Below are 15,987 nucleotides of genomic sequence, written 5' to 3' on the forward strand. Positions count from 1 at the left end.
CAGCCGACCGCGGGGGTACGTCGTGGCGCGCGAAGTGACGCACACCTCACGCCGCGTGCGGGGGTGGTTCACAAGCCCAGCAGCATGGTGAACGAACCCAGTGCCAGTGTCAGGCGGCAGGCGTCGGCGGGCACCGGGAGGTCACCCCCGGTCGCAGCGGCCGTGCCGGGGACACCCGGTGGAGCGAGTGGGATCAGCCGGCCGCCGGTCCGGAGTGCGAAAACGGCGAAGTACACCAGCAGGACACCCGTCAGCACCGGTATGCCGCCCGCGGCGTGGTGGGTGTGGGGCATCGTGGACCCGGACCCGAGCATCACCACCGCCATGTAGACCATCGCGAGCGACTCCAGCGTGTGGTGCAGACCGTGACGCAGGTGTGCCCCCCGGCCGCCCGCCGCGGGCAGCGCCCGGACCACCATGGCAACACCCCACACGGTCAGAGTCCCGAAGAGGAACAGAAAGGTGCCGGAGGGCAGCACGCCGGCCGCGCCCGGCAGCGCCATCAGGGCCATCCCCAGACCCATCGCCGCCTCCATCCGGGCGGTCTCCCGCGCCTCGGCCGTGGCCCGTCCCCGAGTGGCCAGACAGTAGGCGCCCGTCCCCGCACAGACCAGCGCGAGCAGCCAGCCGACCAGCGGCGGTCCGTGCACGGCGCTCTCCCTCTCCTCGGTCCCTCCCTCCGACGGAGGCTGCCCGCGGTGACGCTCCGGCACGGGGGCGCACGGGAGCGCGGAAGGAGAGCGGAGGAGCGGGAGAGCGTCTACGGTCCGATGCCCGGCCGGTAGCGCATCGGGTGGTCGGCGGGAACCTCCACCAGGCAGATCTCGACGCCGTCCGGGTCGGCGAGCCACATCTCGACCAGGCCCCACGGCTCGCGGACGGGCGGCCGCAGTACCGGCGCTCCCGCGTCGCGCAGTTCGCGGTGTGCGGCTTCCGCGTCGGCCACCTGCAGCCACAGGCGCAGTCCCGGTCGCGTGGGATGCGGGGCGCGGCCGGACACCTCCAGATAGCCGCCGCCGAGGAAGTACACCGTTCCGCGGTCCGGGCCGGTGCCGAACTCGCGGGCGACGGAGAGCCCGAGCGTGCCGCCGTAGAAGGCGCGGGACCTCTCGGGGTCGGTGGGCCGGAGCAGGGTCCGGCTGCTCAGAACATGGACCATGCACCCCGACGATAGCCGGGGACGGCTAGGCTCCAGCCCATGGAGACTGCCCGGATCAGCACCGACCTCGACTTCCGCAGCGCCGGTGAGGCGGACGTGCCGGCCCTCGTGGCGCTCGTCGAATCTGCGTACCGGGGGGACAGCAGTCGTGACGGCTGGACCACGGAGGCCGATCTGCTGGACGGGCAGCGCACCGATCCCGCGGGTGTGGCGGCGGTCGTAGCGGATCCGCACGGCCGGATGCTCGTCGCCGAACACGGCGGGGAGGTCGTCGCCTGCTGCCAGGTGGAGCGCAGGGAGGGGCACGCCTACTTCGGCATGTTCGCGGTTCGGCCCGGCCTCCAGGGCGCGGGCCTCGGACGGCGGGTGCTTGCCGAGGCGGAGCGGGTCGCGCGGGACGAGTGGGAGCTTCCCGAGATGCGGATGACGGTGATCGTCCAGCGCGAGGACCTCATCGCCTGGTACGCCCGCCGCGGCTACACCCGGACCGGGGAGCTGAGCCCGTTCCCCTACGGCGACGAACGCTTCGGCGTGCCGCGGCGGGACGACCTCGCCTTCGAGTTGCTGGTCAAACAGTTGTCCTGACCCTGGTCAGCACCGCGGGGGTGTCGGTCACCACGCCGTCGAGGTCGAGTTCCCGGGCGCGTGCCAGGTCCTCGGGCGTGTTCACCGTCCAGCTGATGACCTGGATCCCGGCCGCATGGCACCGCTTGACGGTGTCCGCGTCGGCGTGGCACAGCTCCAGCGACACCATCGCGGCACCCAGGTCCCGGGCCCGCTCCGGAGCAGTGGGCGAGGACTTCCCGGCCACCAGTGCCAGTGGCGTCTCCGGCAGCAGTTCCCGCGTCTCCCGCAGCGCGTCGTCGTGGAAGGAGATCACGGTGACCCTGTCGTGCAGGTCCCGGTCGGCGATCACCCGCGCGAGCACCCGTGCCGCCGCGGCGTCCTTGATCTCGGCCTGCAGCGGTGACGCGACGGCCTCGACGACCTCCTCGAACACCGGGATCCGTTCTCCTCCACCCGCGTCCAGGGCGCGCAGGGCCTCCAGCGTGTGCGAGGCGATGGGTCCGGAGCCGTCCGTCGTGCGATCCACTTCGGCGTCGTGCATCACCACCAGGGCCCCGTCGCTGCTCAGGTGCAGATCGAGCTCGACGACGTCGACGCCCTCCTGCTCGGCCCGGCGGAAGGACCGCAGCGTGTTCTCGGGTTCGACGGCCATCAGGCCCCGGTGTCCGACTGTGAGCATGGGCACGTGAACGCTCTCGCTTCCTGCGGTGGCCGGGCGCGGTCTGTCGGCCCAGAGTAGCGGCCGGAGCTGGGGTTACCCGGCCATGCCACTGCACCCCGGAAGGGTGAAGCCCGCCGGAAGAACGCCGGTCGAGAAGGGGTACGACAAGAGAATTTTCATGATCGCCACTTGAGTGGGCGACCTTCTCTCGCTACCGTACTCATACGCGATTTTCTCCCGTGGAGGTCCGGTCATGACGGAAATTCTTTCGCCCAGCGACGTGGATGGCCCCCGTGCGTCCGCGGGCCGGGTGGTGGACCACCCCGCCTGGCCCGCCGTGAAGCAGGCGGTGGAGGCCCTGCGCCCCGCCCAGTCCGCCGACGGCTCGATCGACTTCGACGCCGAGGAGGCCCCCGCCCGCGCCGACGTGGACGCCGAGCTCGACCGTCTGGTGACCGCCGTCGGGGAACTCGCGCCGCTGCTGCCGCACGACGCCGCGTACCTCGGCGCCCTCACCGAGGACCTCCGCCGCTGGGCCGCCGAGGGCTACGGCGTGCCGGACTTCCTGGACTCGCTGCTGGCCTTCCAGCCCGCCCAGCAGCGCGCCGACGGACTGCAGCACCTTGTCGTCTTCCCGATGTACACGCAGAACGGCAACCCGGACCGCAACCTCGAGGCCGTCGTGCTGCGCATGGTCTGGCCGGACTGGCTCTCCGAACTGGAGCGCACCCGCTACGACAACCCGCTGTTCTGCGGCATCACCTTCGAGGACTTCACCGCCGGTTACGACACCAATTCGGCGGTGCTCTTCCCCGAGACCATCGCCGTGCGCGAAGCCCCCGAGCGGTTCAGCTGGGGCGGCATCTTCTGCGACCGCGAGGCTGCCCGCTTCCGGCGGGTCGTCGATGCCGCCTGCGACGTCACCAGCCTGGAACTCCCCGAGGACGCCCGCGGACTGGTCACCGACCAGCAGCGCTGCCAGGAGGCGTTCGTGCTGTGGGACATGATCCACGACCGCACCCACAGCCACGGCGACCTGCCGTTCGACCCCTTCATGATCAAGCAGCGCCAGCCGTTCTGGATGTACGGCCTGGAGGAGCTCCGCTGCGACCTCACCGCCTTCGGCGAGGGCGTCAAGCTCGAGGCGGACGGCTACCCGCAGGGCCGCGACGTGCAGTACACGATGCTGCTGGACCGCCTGTTCCGCTTCCCCGTGACCGGTGAGCGCAACCGCAACTACGACGGCCTCGGCGGCCAGCTCCTCTTCTCCTACCTGCACAAGCACGACGCGCTGCGGTGGACGGACAACAAGCTCACCGTCGACTGGGACCGGGCGCGCGAGGTCACCGTGGCACTGCGCGGAGAGATAGAGAAGCTCTACCGGGACGGCATCGACCGGCCGAAGATCGTCCACTGGTTCAAGGCGTACGAGCTGGTTTCCACCTACCTCGCTCCCCACCCCGGTTCCACGTGGGCGAAGGGCCCCGACGCACTCGACCTGTCGCTGCCGCCGAGGAAGCTCGTCGACGACGTGCTCCCCGACGAGTTTCCGCTCAGCATGTTCTACGAGGCACTTCGCAAGAAGCTGCGCAGTGTGATCGCATCTACCAAGGGCATCACCGCCGAGTCCACGACTCTCGCCGCCTGACCGGTACGAGCGGGAACACGACGGGCGCACGGCCCACGACGGCGCAGCACAGGAAAGGCGACGACCATGACCGAACGCAACACCCCGGGCGGTGACCACCGACTGGACGGCGCGGTCGTCGCCGTCGCCGGCGCGGCTGGACCCGCCGGACAGGCCGCACTGCTGAGGCTCGCGGAGGCGGGAGCCACCGTGGTGGCCGCGGACGCCGACCCGCAGCGCCTCGCCGAGGCCGTGGACGCCGCCCGTTTCGCCCACGGCGGTGCCACCGTCACCGGTGACACGGTCGACCTGCTCGACCTGGCCGCCACACGGGAGTGGGCCGCACGCACCGAGAAGGAGTTCGGCCGCATCGACGGCCTGGTGCACCTCGTGGGCGGCTGGCGCGGCTCCGCCACCTTCGCCGAGACCGACCTCGGTGACTGGGACACCCTGCACGACCTGCTCATACGCACGGTGCAGCACACGACCCTGGCCTTCCAGGGAGCGCTGGAGCGCAGCCGCAACGGCCGCTACCTGCTGATCAGCGCAGCGGGCGCGAGCAGGCCGACCGCGGGCAATGCGGCCTACTCCGCTTCCAAGGCCGCCGCCGAAGCCTGGACCCTGGCGCTGGCCGACGCCTTCCGCAAGGCGGGGGGCGACGCCCCGCCGCCCGCCGCGGCTGCGATCCTGGTTGTCAAGGCCCTGGTGAACGACCAGATGCGCAAGGAACGGCCGAACGCCAAGTTCAAGACGTTCACCGATGTCCGCGACCTGGCCGAGGAGATCGCCGGGACCTGGAACAAGTCGACCGAGGAAGTGAACGGACAGCGCCTGTGGCTCACACCCCAGCCGTGACGCCCTCCGCGAGAGCGGCGACGGACGCCAAGCGGCACCACGACCCCGAGGTGCGCGGATTCGCCAGCGACAACTACGCGGGCGCCCACCCCGAGATCCTCGCCGCCCTCGCGCTCGCCAACGAGGGGCACCAGACCGCCTACGGGGGCGACGTCTACACGGCACACCTGCAGCACGTGATGCGTTCGCACTTCGGCCCCTACGCCGAGACCTTCCCGGTCTTCAACGGGACGGGCGCCAACGTGGTGTCGCTCCAGGCACTCACCGACCGCTGGGGTGCGGTGATCTGTGCGGAGACCGCACACATCAACGTCGACGAGTGCGGGGCGCCCGAACGGGTCGGCGGCCTGAAGCTGCTCACGGTTCCCACCGAGGACGGCAAGCTCACACCCGAACTCATCGACCGCGAAGCCTTCGGCTGGGACGACGAGCACCGGGCCATGCCGCAGGTGGTCTCGATCACGCAGAACACCGAACTCGGCACGCTCTACACGCCCGAGGAGATACGGGCGATCTGCGATCACGCCCACGAGCGGGGCATGAAGGTCCACCTCGACGGCGCCCGCATCGCGAACGCCGCAGCGGCGCTCGACGTGCCGATGCGTGCCTTCACCTACGCGGCAGGGGTGGACGTCGTCTCCTTCGGCGGCACGAAGAACGGGATGCTGTTCGGCGAGGCCGTCGTCGTGCTCGACCCGGGCTCCGTACGCGCCATGAAGCACCTGCGCAAGCTCTCGATGCAACTGGCATCCAAGATGCGTTTCGTATCAGTGCAGTTGGAGGCGCTGCTCTCCCGCGACCTGTGGCTGCGCAGCGCCCGGCACGCGAACACCATGGCCCAGCGACTGGCCGCCGGTGTGCGCTCCGTCCCCGGCGTGGAGATCCTCTACCCGGTCCAGGCCAACGCGGTATTCGCCCGACTGCCGCACGACGTCAGCGAACGCCTGCAGAAGCGCTTCCGGTTCTACTTCTGGGACGAAGCAGCCGGTGACGTGCGGTGGATGTGCAGCTTCGACACCGCGCCCGACGACGTCGACGCCTTCGTCGAGGCACTGCGCCAGGAGATGGCCGCCTCCCGCTGAACCGTCGACGTTCGCCGTCCCGCCACTGCCCCCGTCCCCTCCCGAGAGGACGGGGGCACTGCGTGAAAGGGGGAGGACGGTGGCATCCTGAGATGCGTCCGATCATGATGGGGGACGGGCGGTCGTGGGTTCGGCCGTCCGGACTGAAGCGCAGAAGACGGAGAACGGGGAGAGCGCCGCAGTGGGTGAGATGCGGGTCGACCTCAGCGAACTCGAGGAGACAGTACGCAAGTTGGGCCGAGTGACGACGGCCATGGGTGAAGCGACGTCGAAGAGCAAGTACAACACCTTCCTCCCCGAAGGGGCACTGGGAGGCAGCGGCTTCGCCGAAGCGGAAGAACTCGCCTCGGCGCACGGGGAGATGAAATCGCACATCGAGGAGATCGTGCGGGTCATCAACGACGTCATCGCCGACTTCGGGACGAACGCCAAGAAGGTGCACGGCAACTACCAGAACGCAGAGTTCGAGGCCAAGCACGGTATGGACAGCGGCCAGTCGTGAGCGTGCGGCGTCAGGAACAAGCAGAAACAGGGGGGGCGACGCGAGCCATGAGCGGCAAGGGCGGGGACCACGCGGAGTTCAGCGAGCAGTACGAGGAAGCGAACATGTGCTTCCCCGGCGAGGTGATCACACCGTTCGCCACCTCGCACACCATCGACTCCATGAAAGCCATGATGGCCGGCGCCAAGCCGGAGGCGGTCCTGGGCGTCGCAGACGCCTGGGAGAGTCTTCACGATCTCCTGGTGAGTGGCGGAGGCAGCATCAAGGGCGACTTCGACAAGGCGGTCCAGCACGTCCTGGCGCACTGGGAGGGTGCATCCGCCGACGAGTTCGCCAAGAAGGCCCGCAAGATCAGCAAGCAGATCGCTGACTGCGCCACGTACGCGGGCCACACCTCTGTCGCCATGCGCAACGCAGGCAAGCGGTTGCAGGACATCAAGCCCCAGGTCGATGCCATCGAGAAGCCCGACAGCCTCGACAGCGCCATGAACTCCCTCGGTGACGGGCTCACCCGGGACGACTCGAAGTGGCGGGGCGAGATCCAGAACAACCAGGGCGCGCGGAACGCCCTGGAGAACCATCACGACGACCTCTCGGCGGGACGGGAGGAACAGCTCAGAACCGCCGCACTGATGGAGGATCTGGCGCTCGCCTACAGCTCGCAGTCGAAGACCATGGGGTCGTGGGAGAAGCGGAAGGCCCAAATCATGGGCGACGAGGACTACCCAGGCGAACCGGGAGGGATAGCTCCTGTCCCGGTGATCGTGGCTCCTGGAGGGAGCGGCATCTCGTCCGACTCTCCCGGTCATGGGTCAACAACACCGAGTGATTCGCTTCCTGCGACGCGTACCAGACTGGATCGTCTCCCAGGCAGTGGGCTGATAGCACCGACGGACGGCCCAGTGGGTACAGGTCGCGGCGCGCCTGTGGGAGGTGGTCCCGGAGGTGGGCCGGTGAACGAAACGCCTGGTGGCCCGGGCCTCGTGGGGCGTGCCTCAGGAAATCGAGGTGCTGCCGGAGGAGCAACACGCGCGGGCGGACCGGCCTCCGGCAGGAGTGGGCCTTCCGGTGCGGGAGCGGGCCGCGAAGCTTCCGGTCGCAGTGGAGGCGGTCCCTTGGCACGCCAACGTGGTGGCAAGTCCGGAACCCCTGCAACGAAAGGCGTAGCGGGCCGTCAAGGTGGACAGGGGCTTCACTCGAGCCGTGGAGGCACTCAAGCGGGTCAGCGTGGCAGGAAGGCACCCTTGCACCGAGGGGGAGCCGCTCCGACCGGGAACGCGCGGAAGAAGAACACCGAGAGCAGTGACGATCAGCAGCGGCCCGACTATCTAATCGAAGACGAAGAGACCTGGATGCCCAAGGGGAGGAAGGATACTCCGCCAACTGTCGACTGAGACGAATCCGGGGGAGCGGTAGTGGCCACAGATATGATCACGGCGTTCGATAAAGAACCCTTCTGGCAAGGAAAGAGGCTCGACTGATGGGCGTCAGGCGAAACTTGCGCGCCATAAGCACCACACTGCTTGTGGGAGCGCTGGTCCTGATTCCAGCATCTCCAAGCGCTGCCGACGATGTCAGAGACGCGCAGTGGCCGCTGCGGACGCTCAAGGCGGAGTCACTCTGGAGTGAGTCGAGGGGTGCGGGCCAGGTCGTTGCTGTGATCGATGATGGGGTCAAGGCTGACCATCCCGACCTCAAGGGAAGCATCCTGACGGGTAAGGATTTCGTCGATGGCGGCGATCCGGACCCGGAAGCCGGAGACTCGCACGGTACTGGTATTGCGTCAGTCATCGCTGGCCATGGACATGGCCCTGATGGTGCGGACGGAGTGATGGGGCTGGCACCCGAAGCCAAGATCCTTCCCATCCGGGATCAGGGCTACGGGAATGACGGCTACGCCGAATCGATTCGATACGCCGTCGACCATGGTGCGACTGTCATCAACATTTCCCAGAAGCAGGACCGTGCCCTAGCTCCTCACAAGGAGTCCGAGGCCATTGCGTATGCTCTTCAGCACGGCATCCCAGTTGTTGCAGGAACCGGAAATGACGGTGGGGAAGTAGGTTATCCTGCGGCTTATGATGGAGTTGTTGCCGTCAGCGGCACAAACGAACAGGGTTCGTTCTGGTCTGGCTCCAATCGGGGTGAGCAAACACTGCTGAGTGCTCCTGCAGTAGATGTGGTGAATGCGGCCAGCCCGGAAGATCTCAACGGATACGGGATCGGGACCGGAACGTCGGCCTCTACCGCCTACGTCTCCGCCAGTGTCGCTCTCCTCAAGGCGAAGTTCCCGGATCTGACTGCAGGGCAGATCGTCAATCGGCTGACGGAGACGGCTCGGTTGCCGGCGTCGGCCGAAGGGGGCGAGGTGCCGGACGAGCAGTACGGCTACGGCGTGATCCGGCCCCTTGAAGCCCTGCGTGCAGATGTGCCGAAGGGGTCGGAGTACGGGCCGCTGTCCGTGCCTCGGGCGACCAAGGACAAACAGCGGGCGGAGGAGAAGCGCGCGGAGGGAGCCAGGCTGCAGAAGCAGGCCGACAGAAAGGCGTTCATCGCCTGGTCGGTGATCGGCGTCATGGGTCTGCTGCTGATTGCCCTGATCGTCTTCCTGGTGGTACGTCGCAGGCGCAAGCGCAACCGGAGCGGTTGGCCGGGCGGCGGCCCCGGGGGTACGGGTGGTCCGGCTCACCCGTACCCGATGCCCGGACAGGCGCAGGCGCCGCCCTATGGCGCTGCCGGGCCCTACGGGGCCCCGCCGCAGCCCCAGCACGGGCCCTACGGGACCCCGCCGCCGCAGGGGTATCCCGCGACTCCGCCGCAGCAGCCGCCCCAGAGGTGACTCCACCAGCCGGCCCCGCTCCCACGACGGAGCGGGGCCGGATCGCTGTTTTGCTGCTCAGGTCTCCCGCGCCGGTGGCGCCGCAGGCGCCGTACCGCCGAGGTGGGCGGGCAGCCACCAGGTGTCGTCCGCGTTCCGGGGGGTGCCGGGGTAGGCGCGCTGCGCGGCCTCCAGCAGGCCGTCGACCCGTTCGCGGAGCCGTTCCGTCACCGCCGACGCCAGTTCGCCCGCGCGTGGCAGCAGCGGCTCGCCGACCCGGATGGTGATCGGGAAGTGGTTGCGCCCGAAGTCCCTCTTGTGGCCCTTCGTCCACAGGCGCTGGGTGCCCCACAGGGCCATCGGCACCAGAGGGACGCCGGCGTCCTGGGCCAGCCGTGCGGCTCCGGTCTTGAAGTTCTTCAGGGTGAACGACGGGGAGATCGTCGCTTCCGGGAAGACTCCGACGACTTCACCGTTCCGCAGTGCGGTGAGCGCGTGCCGGTAGGCGTGCTCGCCCTGTGCCCGGTCGACCGGTATGTGCTTCATCGCGCGCATCAACGGACCGGACACCTTGTGCCGGAACACGGACTCCTTGGCCATGAAACGCACCAGCCGCTTCGCGGGCAGGGCGGTCAGGCCGGTGAAGACGAAGTCCAGGTATCCGATGTGATTGCTGACCAGGACCGCACCTCCCTGCCGCGGTACGTGCTCGGTGCCGCGGATGTCGAAGCGCAGGTCGAGCGCCTTGAAGAAGGTGCGGGCCACGCCGATCACCGGCGGATACACGAGCTCTGGCATGCGGGAACCCTTCTCGCCGTGCGAGGGCGATGATGTTGTCCTTCTGTGCACCGGAACCTACGTCCACGTAACTTCCGGCCTGCGCGAATCGTGCCCCAAAGCTGTGCGCAGGGCTACCGGCGGGACCTTCGGAGGGCCGGAGACGCTCGTCACGTGGCGGCCGTGCATGCTGGAGGGCGTGAGTACGACGGAGCCGTTGACCGCGGCCGTGCTGGGTGTGGCCCGGCTCGGCGAGCGGGCCACCCTTGTCCAGTTCTCCAGTGCCTTCTGCCGACCCTGCGTCGCGACGCGGCGGATTCTCGCCGAGATCGCGGAGATGGTCGACGGGGTCGTTCACGTGGACGTCGATGCCGAGGCGAGGCTGGAGCTGGTGCGGGAGCTGGATGTCGCCGGTACGCCGACCGTGCTGGTTCTCGACGCGACGGGCCGGGTCGTGCAGCGCGCCGCCGGCCTGCCCCGCAAGGCGGATGTGATCGCCGCGCTGGGCCGTGCCGTCGGCTGAGCGGTTCCACGGGCGGCGTGATTGAGTGGCCACGGGATCGCCGGTGCACCGTGCGTTGGGAACGTCACAGTTCGACGTCCTTGCCCCAGGGGTACATGATCGATGTACTGGCGAGTAATAACGTGTGTCAACCCCGTACTAAGCTGGATGCGGTCGGCGCGGCCGGCCGGAGATGCGCTAGAGACGATGCAGTAGGAGAGCCGGCGTGAGCCTGAGGATCGTTGTCTGTGTGAAGTACGTGCCCGACGCCACCGGCGACCGGCACTTCGCCGAGGACCTGACCACCGACCGCGAGTCGGTTGACGGCCTGCTCTCGGAGCTCGACGAGTACGCCGTGGAACAGGCCCTGCAGATTGCTGACAATGCCGACGACGCCGAGGTCACGGTGCTGACGGTCGGCCCGGAGGACGCCAACGACGCCCTGCGCAAGGCGTTGTCGATGGGCGCCGACAAGGCGGTGCACGTCGAGGACGACGACCTGCACGGCACCGACGCCCTGGGCACGTCCGTCGTGCTGGCCAAGGCGATCGAGAAGACCGGCTACGACCTTGTCGTGTGCGGCATGGCCTCCACCGACGGAACCATGGGTGTGCTCCCCGCGATGATCGCGGAGCGCCTGGGCGTGCCGCAGATGACCCTCCTGTCGGAGGTCTCCGTCGAGGACGGCAAGGCCACCGGTCGCCGCGACGGCGACGCCGCCACCGAGCACCTGGAGGCGACCCTGCCCGCCGTGGTGTCGGTGACCGACCTGTCCGGCGAGGCCCGCTACCCGTCCTTCAAGGGCATCATGGCGGCCAAGAAGAAGCCGGTGGAGTCCCTCGATCTGGACGACCTCGACATCGAGGCCGAGGAGGTCGGACTCGAGGGCGCCTGGACGAAGGTCGACGAGGCCAAGGAGCGCCCGGCCCGCACCGCCGGCACCGTGGTCAAGGACGAGGGCGAGGGCGGCAAGCAGCTCGCCGACTTCCTGGCGGAGCAGAAGTTCGTCTGATTCGCCCCGACGCCGCTACGCCCCGCACAACTTCCCGCAGGAGAGACGAAACCCATGGCTGAAGTCCTTGTCTACGTCGACCACGTGGACGGCGCCGTCCGCAAGCCGACGCTGGAGCTGCTGACCCTCGCCCGCCGCATCGGCGACCCCGTTGCCGTGCACCTCGGCCCCGGCGCGGAGGAAGCCGCGAAGACCCTCGGCGAGTACGGCGCGACCAAGGTTCTGGCCGCCGACGCCCCCGAGTTCGCCGACTACCTCGTGGTGCCGCAGGTCGACGCGCTGCAGGCCGCCTACGAGTCCGTGAGCCCGGCCGCCGTTCTGGTGCCCTCGTCCGCGGACGGCAAGGAGGTCGCCGCCCGTCTGGCCGTCCGCATCGGCTCCGGCATCATCACCGACGCCGTCGACCTGGAGGCCGGCGACGACGGGCCGGTCGCGACGCAGTCGGTGTTCGCCGCCGCCTACACCACCAAGTCCCGCATCACCCGCGGCACGCCGGTCATCACCGTCAAGCCCAACTCCACCGCTCCGGAGGCCGCGCAGGCCGCCGGTGCCGTCGAGGAGCTGAGCGTGTCGTTCGGTGAGCCGGCCCGGGCCGCCAAGGTCGTCCAGCGCGCGGCCCGCGAGTCCAGCGGCCGTCCGGAGCTGACCGAGGCCGCGATCGTCGTCTCCGGTGGTCGCGGCGTCAACGGCGCCGAGAACTTCCACGTGATCGAGGAGCTCGCCGACTCCCTCGGCGCGGCCGTCGGTGCGTCCCGGGCCGCGGTCGACGCCGGCTGGTACCCGCACTCCAACCAGGTGGGTCAGACCGGCAAGTCCGTGTCGCCGCAGCTGTACGTGGCCGCCGGTATCTCCGGCGCCATCCAGCACCGGGCCGGCATGCAGACCTCGAAGACCATCGTGGCGATCAACAAGGACGCCGAGGCTCCGATCTTCGACCTCGTCGACTACGGCGTCGTCGGTGACCTCTTCGAGGTTCTCCCGCAGCTCACCGAGCAGGTCAAGGAGCGCAAGGGCTGAACGCAGCGGCCACGCCGCCGCAGGTCCGGCATCTCTCCGTCCCGCACGCCCGTCTCCCGCCGGGTGTGCGGGACGGCGTGCTTGACCCCCGGAGTGCGCCCGATTAGCGTCCCCGCGAGAGTTCAACGTTTTGTTGAGTTCGAAGGGTCGGGAGAAGGGCGGCACGGATGACGCAGGACGCAGCGGCGACCACTCTGCCCCGGTCGGCGTTCGACGAAGCGGCCGCCTCCCTCGCCGGTGTCGACGCCGAGCTGGCCCGCCGCTACCCGGGAGAACCGGGCACCCGGCAGCCGGTGCACACCGTCTACGTCCCCGGCGACGTCGTCACCGCCGGCACCGTGCGCGCCTGGGGCGACGAAGCGCTCGCGCTCCTCGACGCACACGCCCCGGACCCCGGGGCGTTCGCCTCGGTGCTCGGCCTCCCCGAGGACCTGGCCGAGCCGGTTTACGGCCGGATGCGCGCCAAACTGGCCCACCAGCCGATCGAGGACCTGCGCATCGATTTCGAGGACGGGTACGGCCTCCGTCCCGACACGGAGGAGGACGCCGCGGCGGTGCACGCGGCCCGGCTGGTCGCCGGTCTCTGCTCCGCCGACGGGGCCGGCACTGCGCCGGTGCACCTGGGCATCCGGATGAAGTGCATGGAAGCGGCGGTCCGGGAGCGCGGAATCCGGACGCTGGACCTCTTCCTCACCGGACTCATGGAGACTGCGGGAACCCTGCCCGACAGGCTGGCCCTGACCCTTCCCAAGGTGACCTTCCCCGAACAGGTCCGTGCGATGGTGCGGCTGTGCGAGGAGTTCGAACGTGCCCGGGACCTGCCCGCAGGACGCATCGGGTTCGAGATCCAGATCGAGACCACGCAGGCCATCCTCGGCCCCGACGGACGCGCCACCGTCGCACGTCTCATCGACGCCGCCGAAGGCCGCTGCACCTCCCTGCACTACGGCACGTTCGACTACAGCGCGGCCTGCGGTGTCAGTGCGGCCCACCAGGCGCTGGACCACCCGGCCGCCGACCACGCCAAGGCCGTCATGCAGGTGGCGGCTGCGGGCACCGGTGTGCGGCTGAGCGACGGTTCCACCAACGTCCTCCCGGTCGGCTCCACCCCGCGCGTGCACGAGGCCTGGCGGCTCCACCACCGACTGGTGCGCCGCTCACTCGCCCGCGCCTACCACCAGGGCTGGGACATGCACCCGGGACACCTGCCGACCCGCTATGCGGCCGTCTACTCCTTCTACCGGGAAGGCATGGACCGCGCAGCCTCGCGGCTCGCGGCCTACGTCGCCCGTTCCGGCGGGGACGTGCTGGACGAGCCCGCCACCGCCCGCGCGCTCAGCGCCTACCTGTTGCGCGGCCTGGACTGCGGGGCGCTGGAGGCCGGAGAAGTCGCCCGACGCGCCGGCACCACTCGCGCCGACCTCGAACACCTCGCGGGCCGCCGACCGGCCGGACGGAATGAGGTCCGCGACGCCTGACGGACCCGTACCCGGCCGTCGGCCGGGGCCCGCCCCGGAGAGGGCGGCGCCCGGCGGATCCGTAGGCTGACACCTCGACACGCGCGGCACGTCCGCGCGGAGGCCACGGGCGCGAGGGGGACGGAACGTGCACACGCCGGAAGAGGAACATCCGGACGGCGCAGGTCGGCTGCTGTGCGGGCGCTACCGGGTGACGCAGCGACTCGGTCGTGGCGGCATGGGCGTGGTGTGCCGCGCGCACGACGAAGTCCTCGGACGGGACGTCGCCGTCAAGGAACTGCGGACCTTTCCCGACGCCGCTCCCGGCGACCTCGCCGACTTCCGCCTGCGGATGCAGCGCGAGGCGCGCGCCGCCGCCCGCATCCGGCACGCCGGCGTCGTGGCCGTCCACGACATCACCGAGCACGAGGGCCGCCCCGTCATCGTGATGGAACTCGTCGACGGCCCGTCAATGGACGACGTCCTCCGCCGACGGGGCACCCTCGGGCCCACGGAGGCGGCGGCCGTCGGGGCGAAAGTGCTCGACGCCCTCGCCGCCGCCCACCGGGCCGGAGTCCTCCACCGGGACGTGAAGCCCGGCAACATCCTGCTGGCACACGACGGACGCGCGGTCCTGACCGACTTCGGGATCGCCGCCGTCGAGGATCCGGGCGACGGGGCTGCCACGCACCTGACACGCAGCGGGGAACTCGTCGGCTCCCTGGACTACCTCGCTCCGGAACGCGCACGGGGGGAGGAGCCGGGCCCCGCCTCGGACGTCTGGTCGCTCGGCGCGACGCTGTACGCGGCTGTCGAGGGAAGTTCGCCGTTCCGGAGGACATCCACCTGGTCCACCCTCAACGCCATCGTGACCGAGCAGCCCGCCGACCCCCGCAACGCCGGGGCTCTCGAGCCGGCACTGCGGACCCTGCTGGAGAAGGACCCCGCCCGGCGCCCCGACGCCGCGGCAGCAGCCGACCTGCTCCGCCGGGTCGCCGAGGCCGACCCGGCTCCGGGCGGTTCCCCGGACACCGTCCGGTTGGTCGGCCCGCGCCCCGCCGAGTCCGGCCACCAGGTGACGCGCCCGAGCCGCCCGGGCCCGGGCGCCCGGCTCGCCGGGCACGACACCGACCGCGGCACCGTGAGCACCGGAGGCCCGCAGGAGCGCGGCCGACGGCGACCGGCCGTCGCGGCGGCCGTCGTCGCCGCGCTGCTCGTCGGCGCGGGCATCGCCTGGGGATCCGGTGCGCTGGGAATGGACGGCGAGGGCGGCTCGGTGCCGGCGAGTGCCGCCTCGCAGGTGCAGGAGCAGCGTGGACAGGACGCGCCCGCCGGCGAGGAGGGAGGGGCGAAGGCCGGTGAGGGCGGGTCCCGTCCGGAGGGTCCCGCCTCCCCCTCCTCGGGCTCCGGGCAGCGGTCCGACGCTCCCGTCGCCCCGGGGGAGAAGGCGCCCGACGACCCCGGCCCCGGGCGGGCGGCCGCAGAGGACGCAGGAGGCGCGACGGGCTCGGACGGGGACAGCTCCGGGGACTCCGGCGGCGGAACCGGAGACGGCTCCGGCGGCGGGTCCGGCGGCAGCTCCGGCAGCACCGAACCGGATCCCGTCTGCCGGGCGATCGGCGGGGGCACGTACAACTGCCAGGTCTGGCGCACCGCGGATTCGTACGACGCCCAGCACAGGGCGGTGGGAAAGCTGTACAGCGGCACCAACTACTTCTACTGCCAGCAGGACCTCGCCCACCGGGAGACCTACGGGCAGTGGACCAACACCTGGTGGGCCAGGACGGACGACGACTCCGGACACACCGGCGTCTGGGTGAGCGTCGTCTACATCCAGGGCGGTGGCAACGACGCCCCGGTACCCGGTCTCCCCACCTGCTGATGGTCCCGGCGGCAGCGCGGTGTGTCCCACCGCCCGGCGGGCCGGGCGCACCGAAAACCTGTCGCCACT

General features: G+C 70.2%; 16 protein-coding genes. 12 read left to right on the forward strand and 4 right to left on the reverse strand.

From position 1 onward, the window contains the following. Positions 1-68: 68 nt before the first annotated feature. Both ACL06G_RS14530 and ACL06G_RS14535 read right to left on the reverse strand, forming a co-directional pair. Positions 69-650 (reverse strand): DUF5134 domain-containing protein, encoded by a 582-nt coding sequence (locus ACL06G_RS14530; RefSeq protein ID WP_412835994.1) that lies wholly within the window; start codon positions 648-650, stop codon positions 69-71. 110 nt (positions 651-760) lie between these two features. Further along, positions 761-1,159: a VOC family protein gene (locus ACL06G_RS14535; protein WP_412787074.1), complete on the reverse strand. Its 399-nt coding sequence runs from the start codon at positions 1,157-1,159 to the stop codon at positions 761-763. 39 nt (positions 1,160-1,198) lie between these two features. Between ACL06G_RS14535 and ACL06G_RS14540 the strand changes: the two genes are divergently transcribed. Further along, a complete protein-coding gene (locus ACL06G_RS14540) occupies positions 1,199-1,744 on the forward strand; it encodes a GNAT family N-acetyltransferase (RefSeq protein ID WP_412835995.1) in 546 nt (181 codons plus the stop codon). Here the strand turns inward: ACL06G_RS14540 and ACL06G_RS14545 are convergent. After that, entirely contained in the window at positions 1,728-2,411 is a 684-nt protein-coding gene (locus ACL06G_RS14545) for a glycerophosphodiester phosphodiesterase (RefSeq protein WP_412787076.1), read from the reverse strand. The genes ACL06G_RS14540 and ACL06G_RS14545 overlap by 17 nt on opposite strands. Before the next feature lie 229 nt (positions 2,412-2,640). Between ACL06G_RS14545 and ACL06G_RS14550 the strand changes: the two genes are divergently transcribed. The 6 genes from ACL06G_RS14550 to ACL06G_RS14575 all read left to right on the forward strand — a co-directional run bounded on the left by ACL06G_RS14550 (position 2,641) and on the right by ACL06G_RS14575 (position 9,292). Continuing rightward, positions 2,641-4,035 carry a DUF6421 family protein gene (locus tag ACL06G_RS14550; protein ID WP_412787077.1) on the forward strand — a complete coding sequence of 465 codons (1,395 nt, stop codon included), beginning with the start codon at positions 2,641-2,643 and terminating at the stop codon, positions 4,033-4,035. A gap of 66 nt (positions 4,036-4,101) precedes the next feature. Beyond that, positions 4,102-4,869 (forward strand): SDR family NAD(P)-dependent oxidoreductase, encoded by a 768-nt coding sequence (locus ACL06G_RS14555; protein WP_412787078.1) that lies wholly within the window; start codon positions 4,102-4,104, stop codon positions 4,867-4,869. After that, a complete protein-coding gene (locus ACL06G_RS14560) occupies positions 4,866-5,951 on the forward strand; it encodes a threonine aldolase family protein (protein ID WP_412835996.1) in 1,086 nt (361 codons plus the stop codon). Before ACL06G_RS14555 ends, ACL06G_RS14560 begins: the two co-directional genes overlap by 4 nt. A 181-nt stretch (positions 5,952-6,132) precedes the next feature. Further along, positions 6,133-6,453: a hypothetical protein gene (locus ACL06G_RS14565; RefSeq protein WP_412787080.1), complete on the forward strand. Its 321-nt coding sequence runs from the start codon at positions 6,133-6,135 to the stop codon at positions 6,451-6,453. A gap of 47 nt (positions 6,454-6,500) precedes the next feature. Beyond that, on the forward strand, positions 6,501-7,847 hold the full coding sequence (locus ACL06G_RS14570) for a hypothetical protein (RefSeq protein WP_412835997.1): 1,347 nt from the start codon (positions 6,501-6,503) through the stop codon (positions 7,845-7,847). Between the two features lie 86 nt (positions 7,848-7,933). Continuing rightward, the gene (locus ACL06G_RS14575; protein ID WP_412835998.1) at positions 7,934-9,292 is read left to right on the forward strand and encodes a S8 family serine peptidase; all 1,359 of its coding nucleotides are present in this window, start codon (positions 7,934-7,936) and stop codon (positions 9,290-9,292) included. 57 nt (positions 9,293-9,349) lie between these two features. Here the strand turns inward: ACL06G_RS14575 and ACL06G_RS14580 are convergent, their stop codons facing one another. Next, positions 9,350-10,069: a lysophospholipid acyltransferase family protein gene (locus ACL06G_RS14580; RefSeq protein ID WP_412835999.1), complete on the reverse strand. Its 720-nt coding sequence runs from the start codon at positions 10,067-10,069 to the stop codon at positions 9,350-9,352. Positions 10,070-10,247: 178 nt separating this feature from the next. On the opposite strand from ACL06G_RS14580, the gene ACL06G_RS14585 reads away from it, so the two are divergent. The 5 genes from ACL06G_RS14585 (at position 10,248) to ACL06G_RS14605 (ending at position 15,918) form a co-directional block, all read left to right on the forward strand. Next, complete coding sequence (locus tag ACL06G_RS14585) at positions 10,248-10,571, forward strand: TlpA family protein disulfide reductase (RefSeq protein WP_412787084.1); 324 nt, start codon at positions 10,248-10,250, stop codon at positions 10,569-10,571. A 205-nt stretch (positions 10,572-10,776) separates the two neighbouring features. Further along, complete coding sequence (locus tag ACL06G_RS14590) at positions 10,777-11,562, forward strand: electron transfer flavoprotein subunit beta/FixA family protein (protein WP_412787085.1); 786 nt, start codon at positions 10,777-10,779, stop codon at positions 11,560-11,562. A 54-nt stretch (positions 11,563-11,616) separates the two neighbouring features. After that, complete coding sequence (locus tag ACL06G_RS14595; RefSeq protein ID WP_412836000.1) at positions 11,617-12,579, forward strand: electron transfer flavoprotein subunit alpha/FixB family protein; 963 nt, start codon at positions 11,617-11,619, stop codon at positions 12,577-12,579. A 167-nt stretch (positions 12,580-12,746) separates the two neighbouring features. Further along, a complete protein-coding gene (locus tag ACL06G_RS14600; RefSeq protein WP_412787087.1) occupies positions 12,747-14,057 on the forward strand; it encodes a DUF6986 family protein in 1,311 nt (436 codons plus the stop codon). A 127-nt stretch (positions 14,058-14,184) separates the two neighbouring features. After that, positions 14,185-15,918 carry a serine/threonine-protein kinase gene (locus tag ACL06G_RS14605; RefSeq protein WP_412836001.1) on the forward strand — a complete coding sequence of 578 codons (1,734 nt, stop codon included), beginning with the start codon at positions 14,185-14,187 and terminating at the stop codon, positions 15,916-15,918. Positions 15,919-15,987: the final 69 nt, after the last annotated feature.

This window comes from Streptomyces callyspongiae (genome assembly GCF_047200695.1).
Lineage (GTDB): Bacteria > Actinomycetota > Actinomycetes > Streptomycetales > Streptomycetaceae > Streptomyces.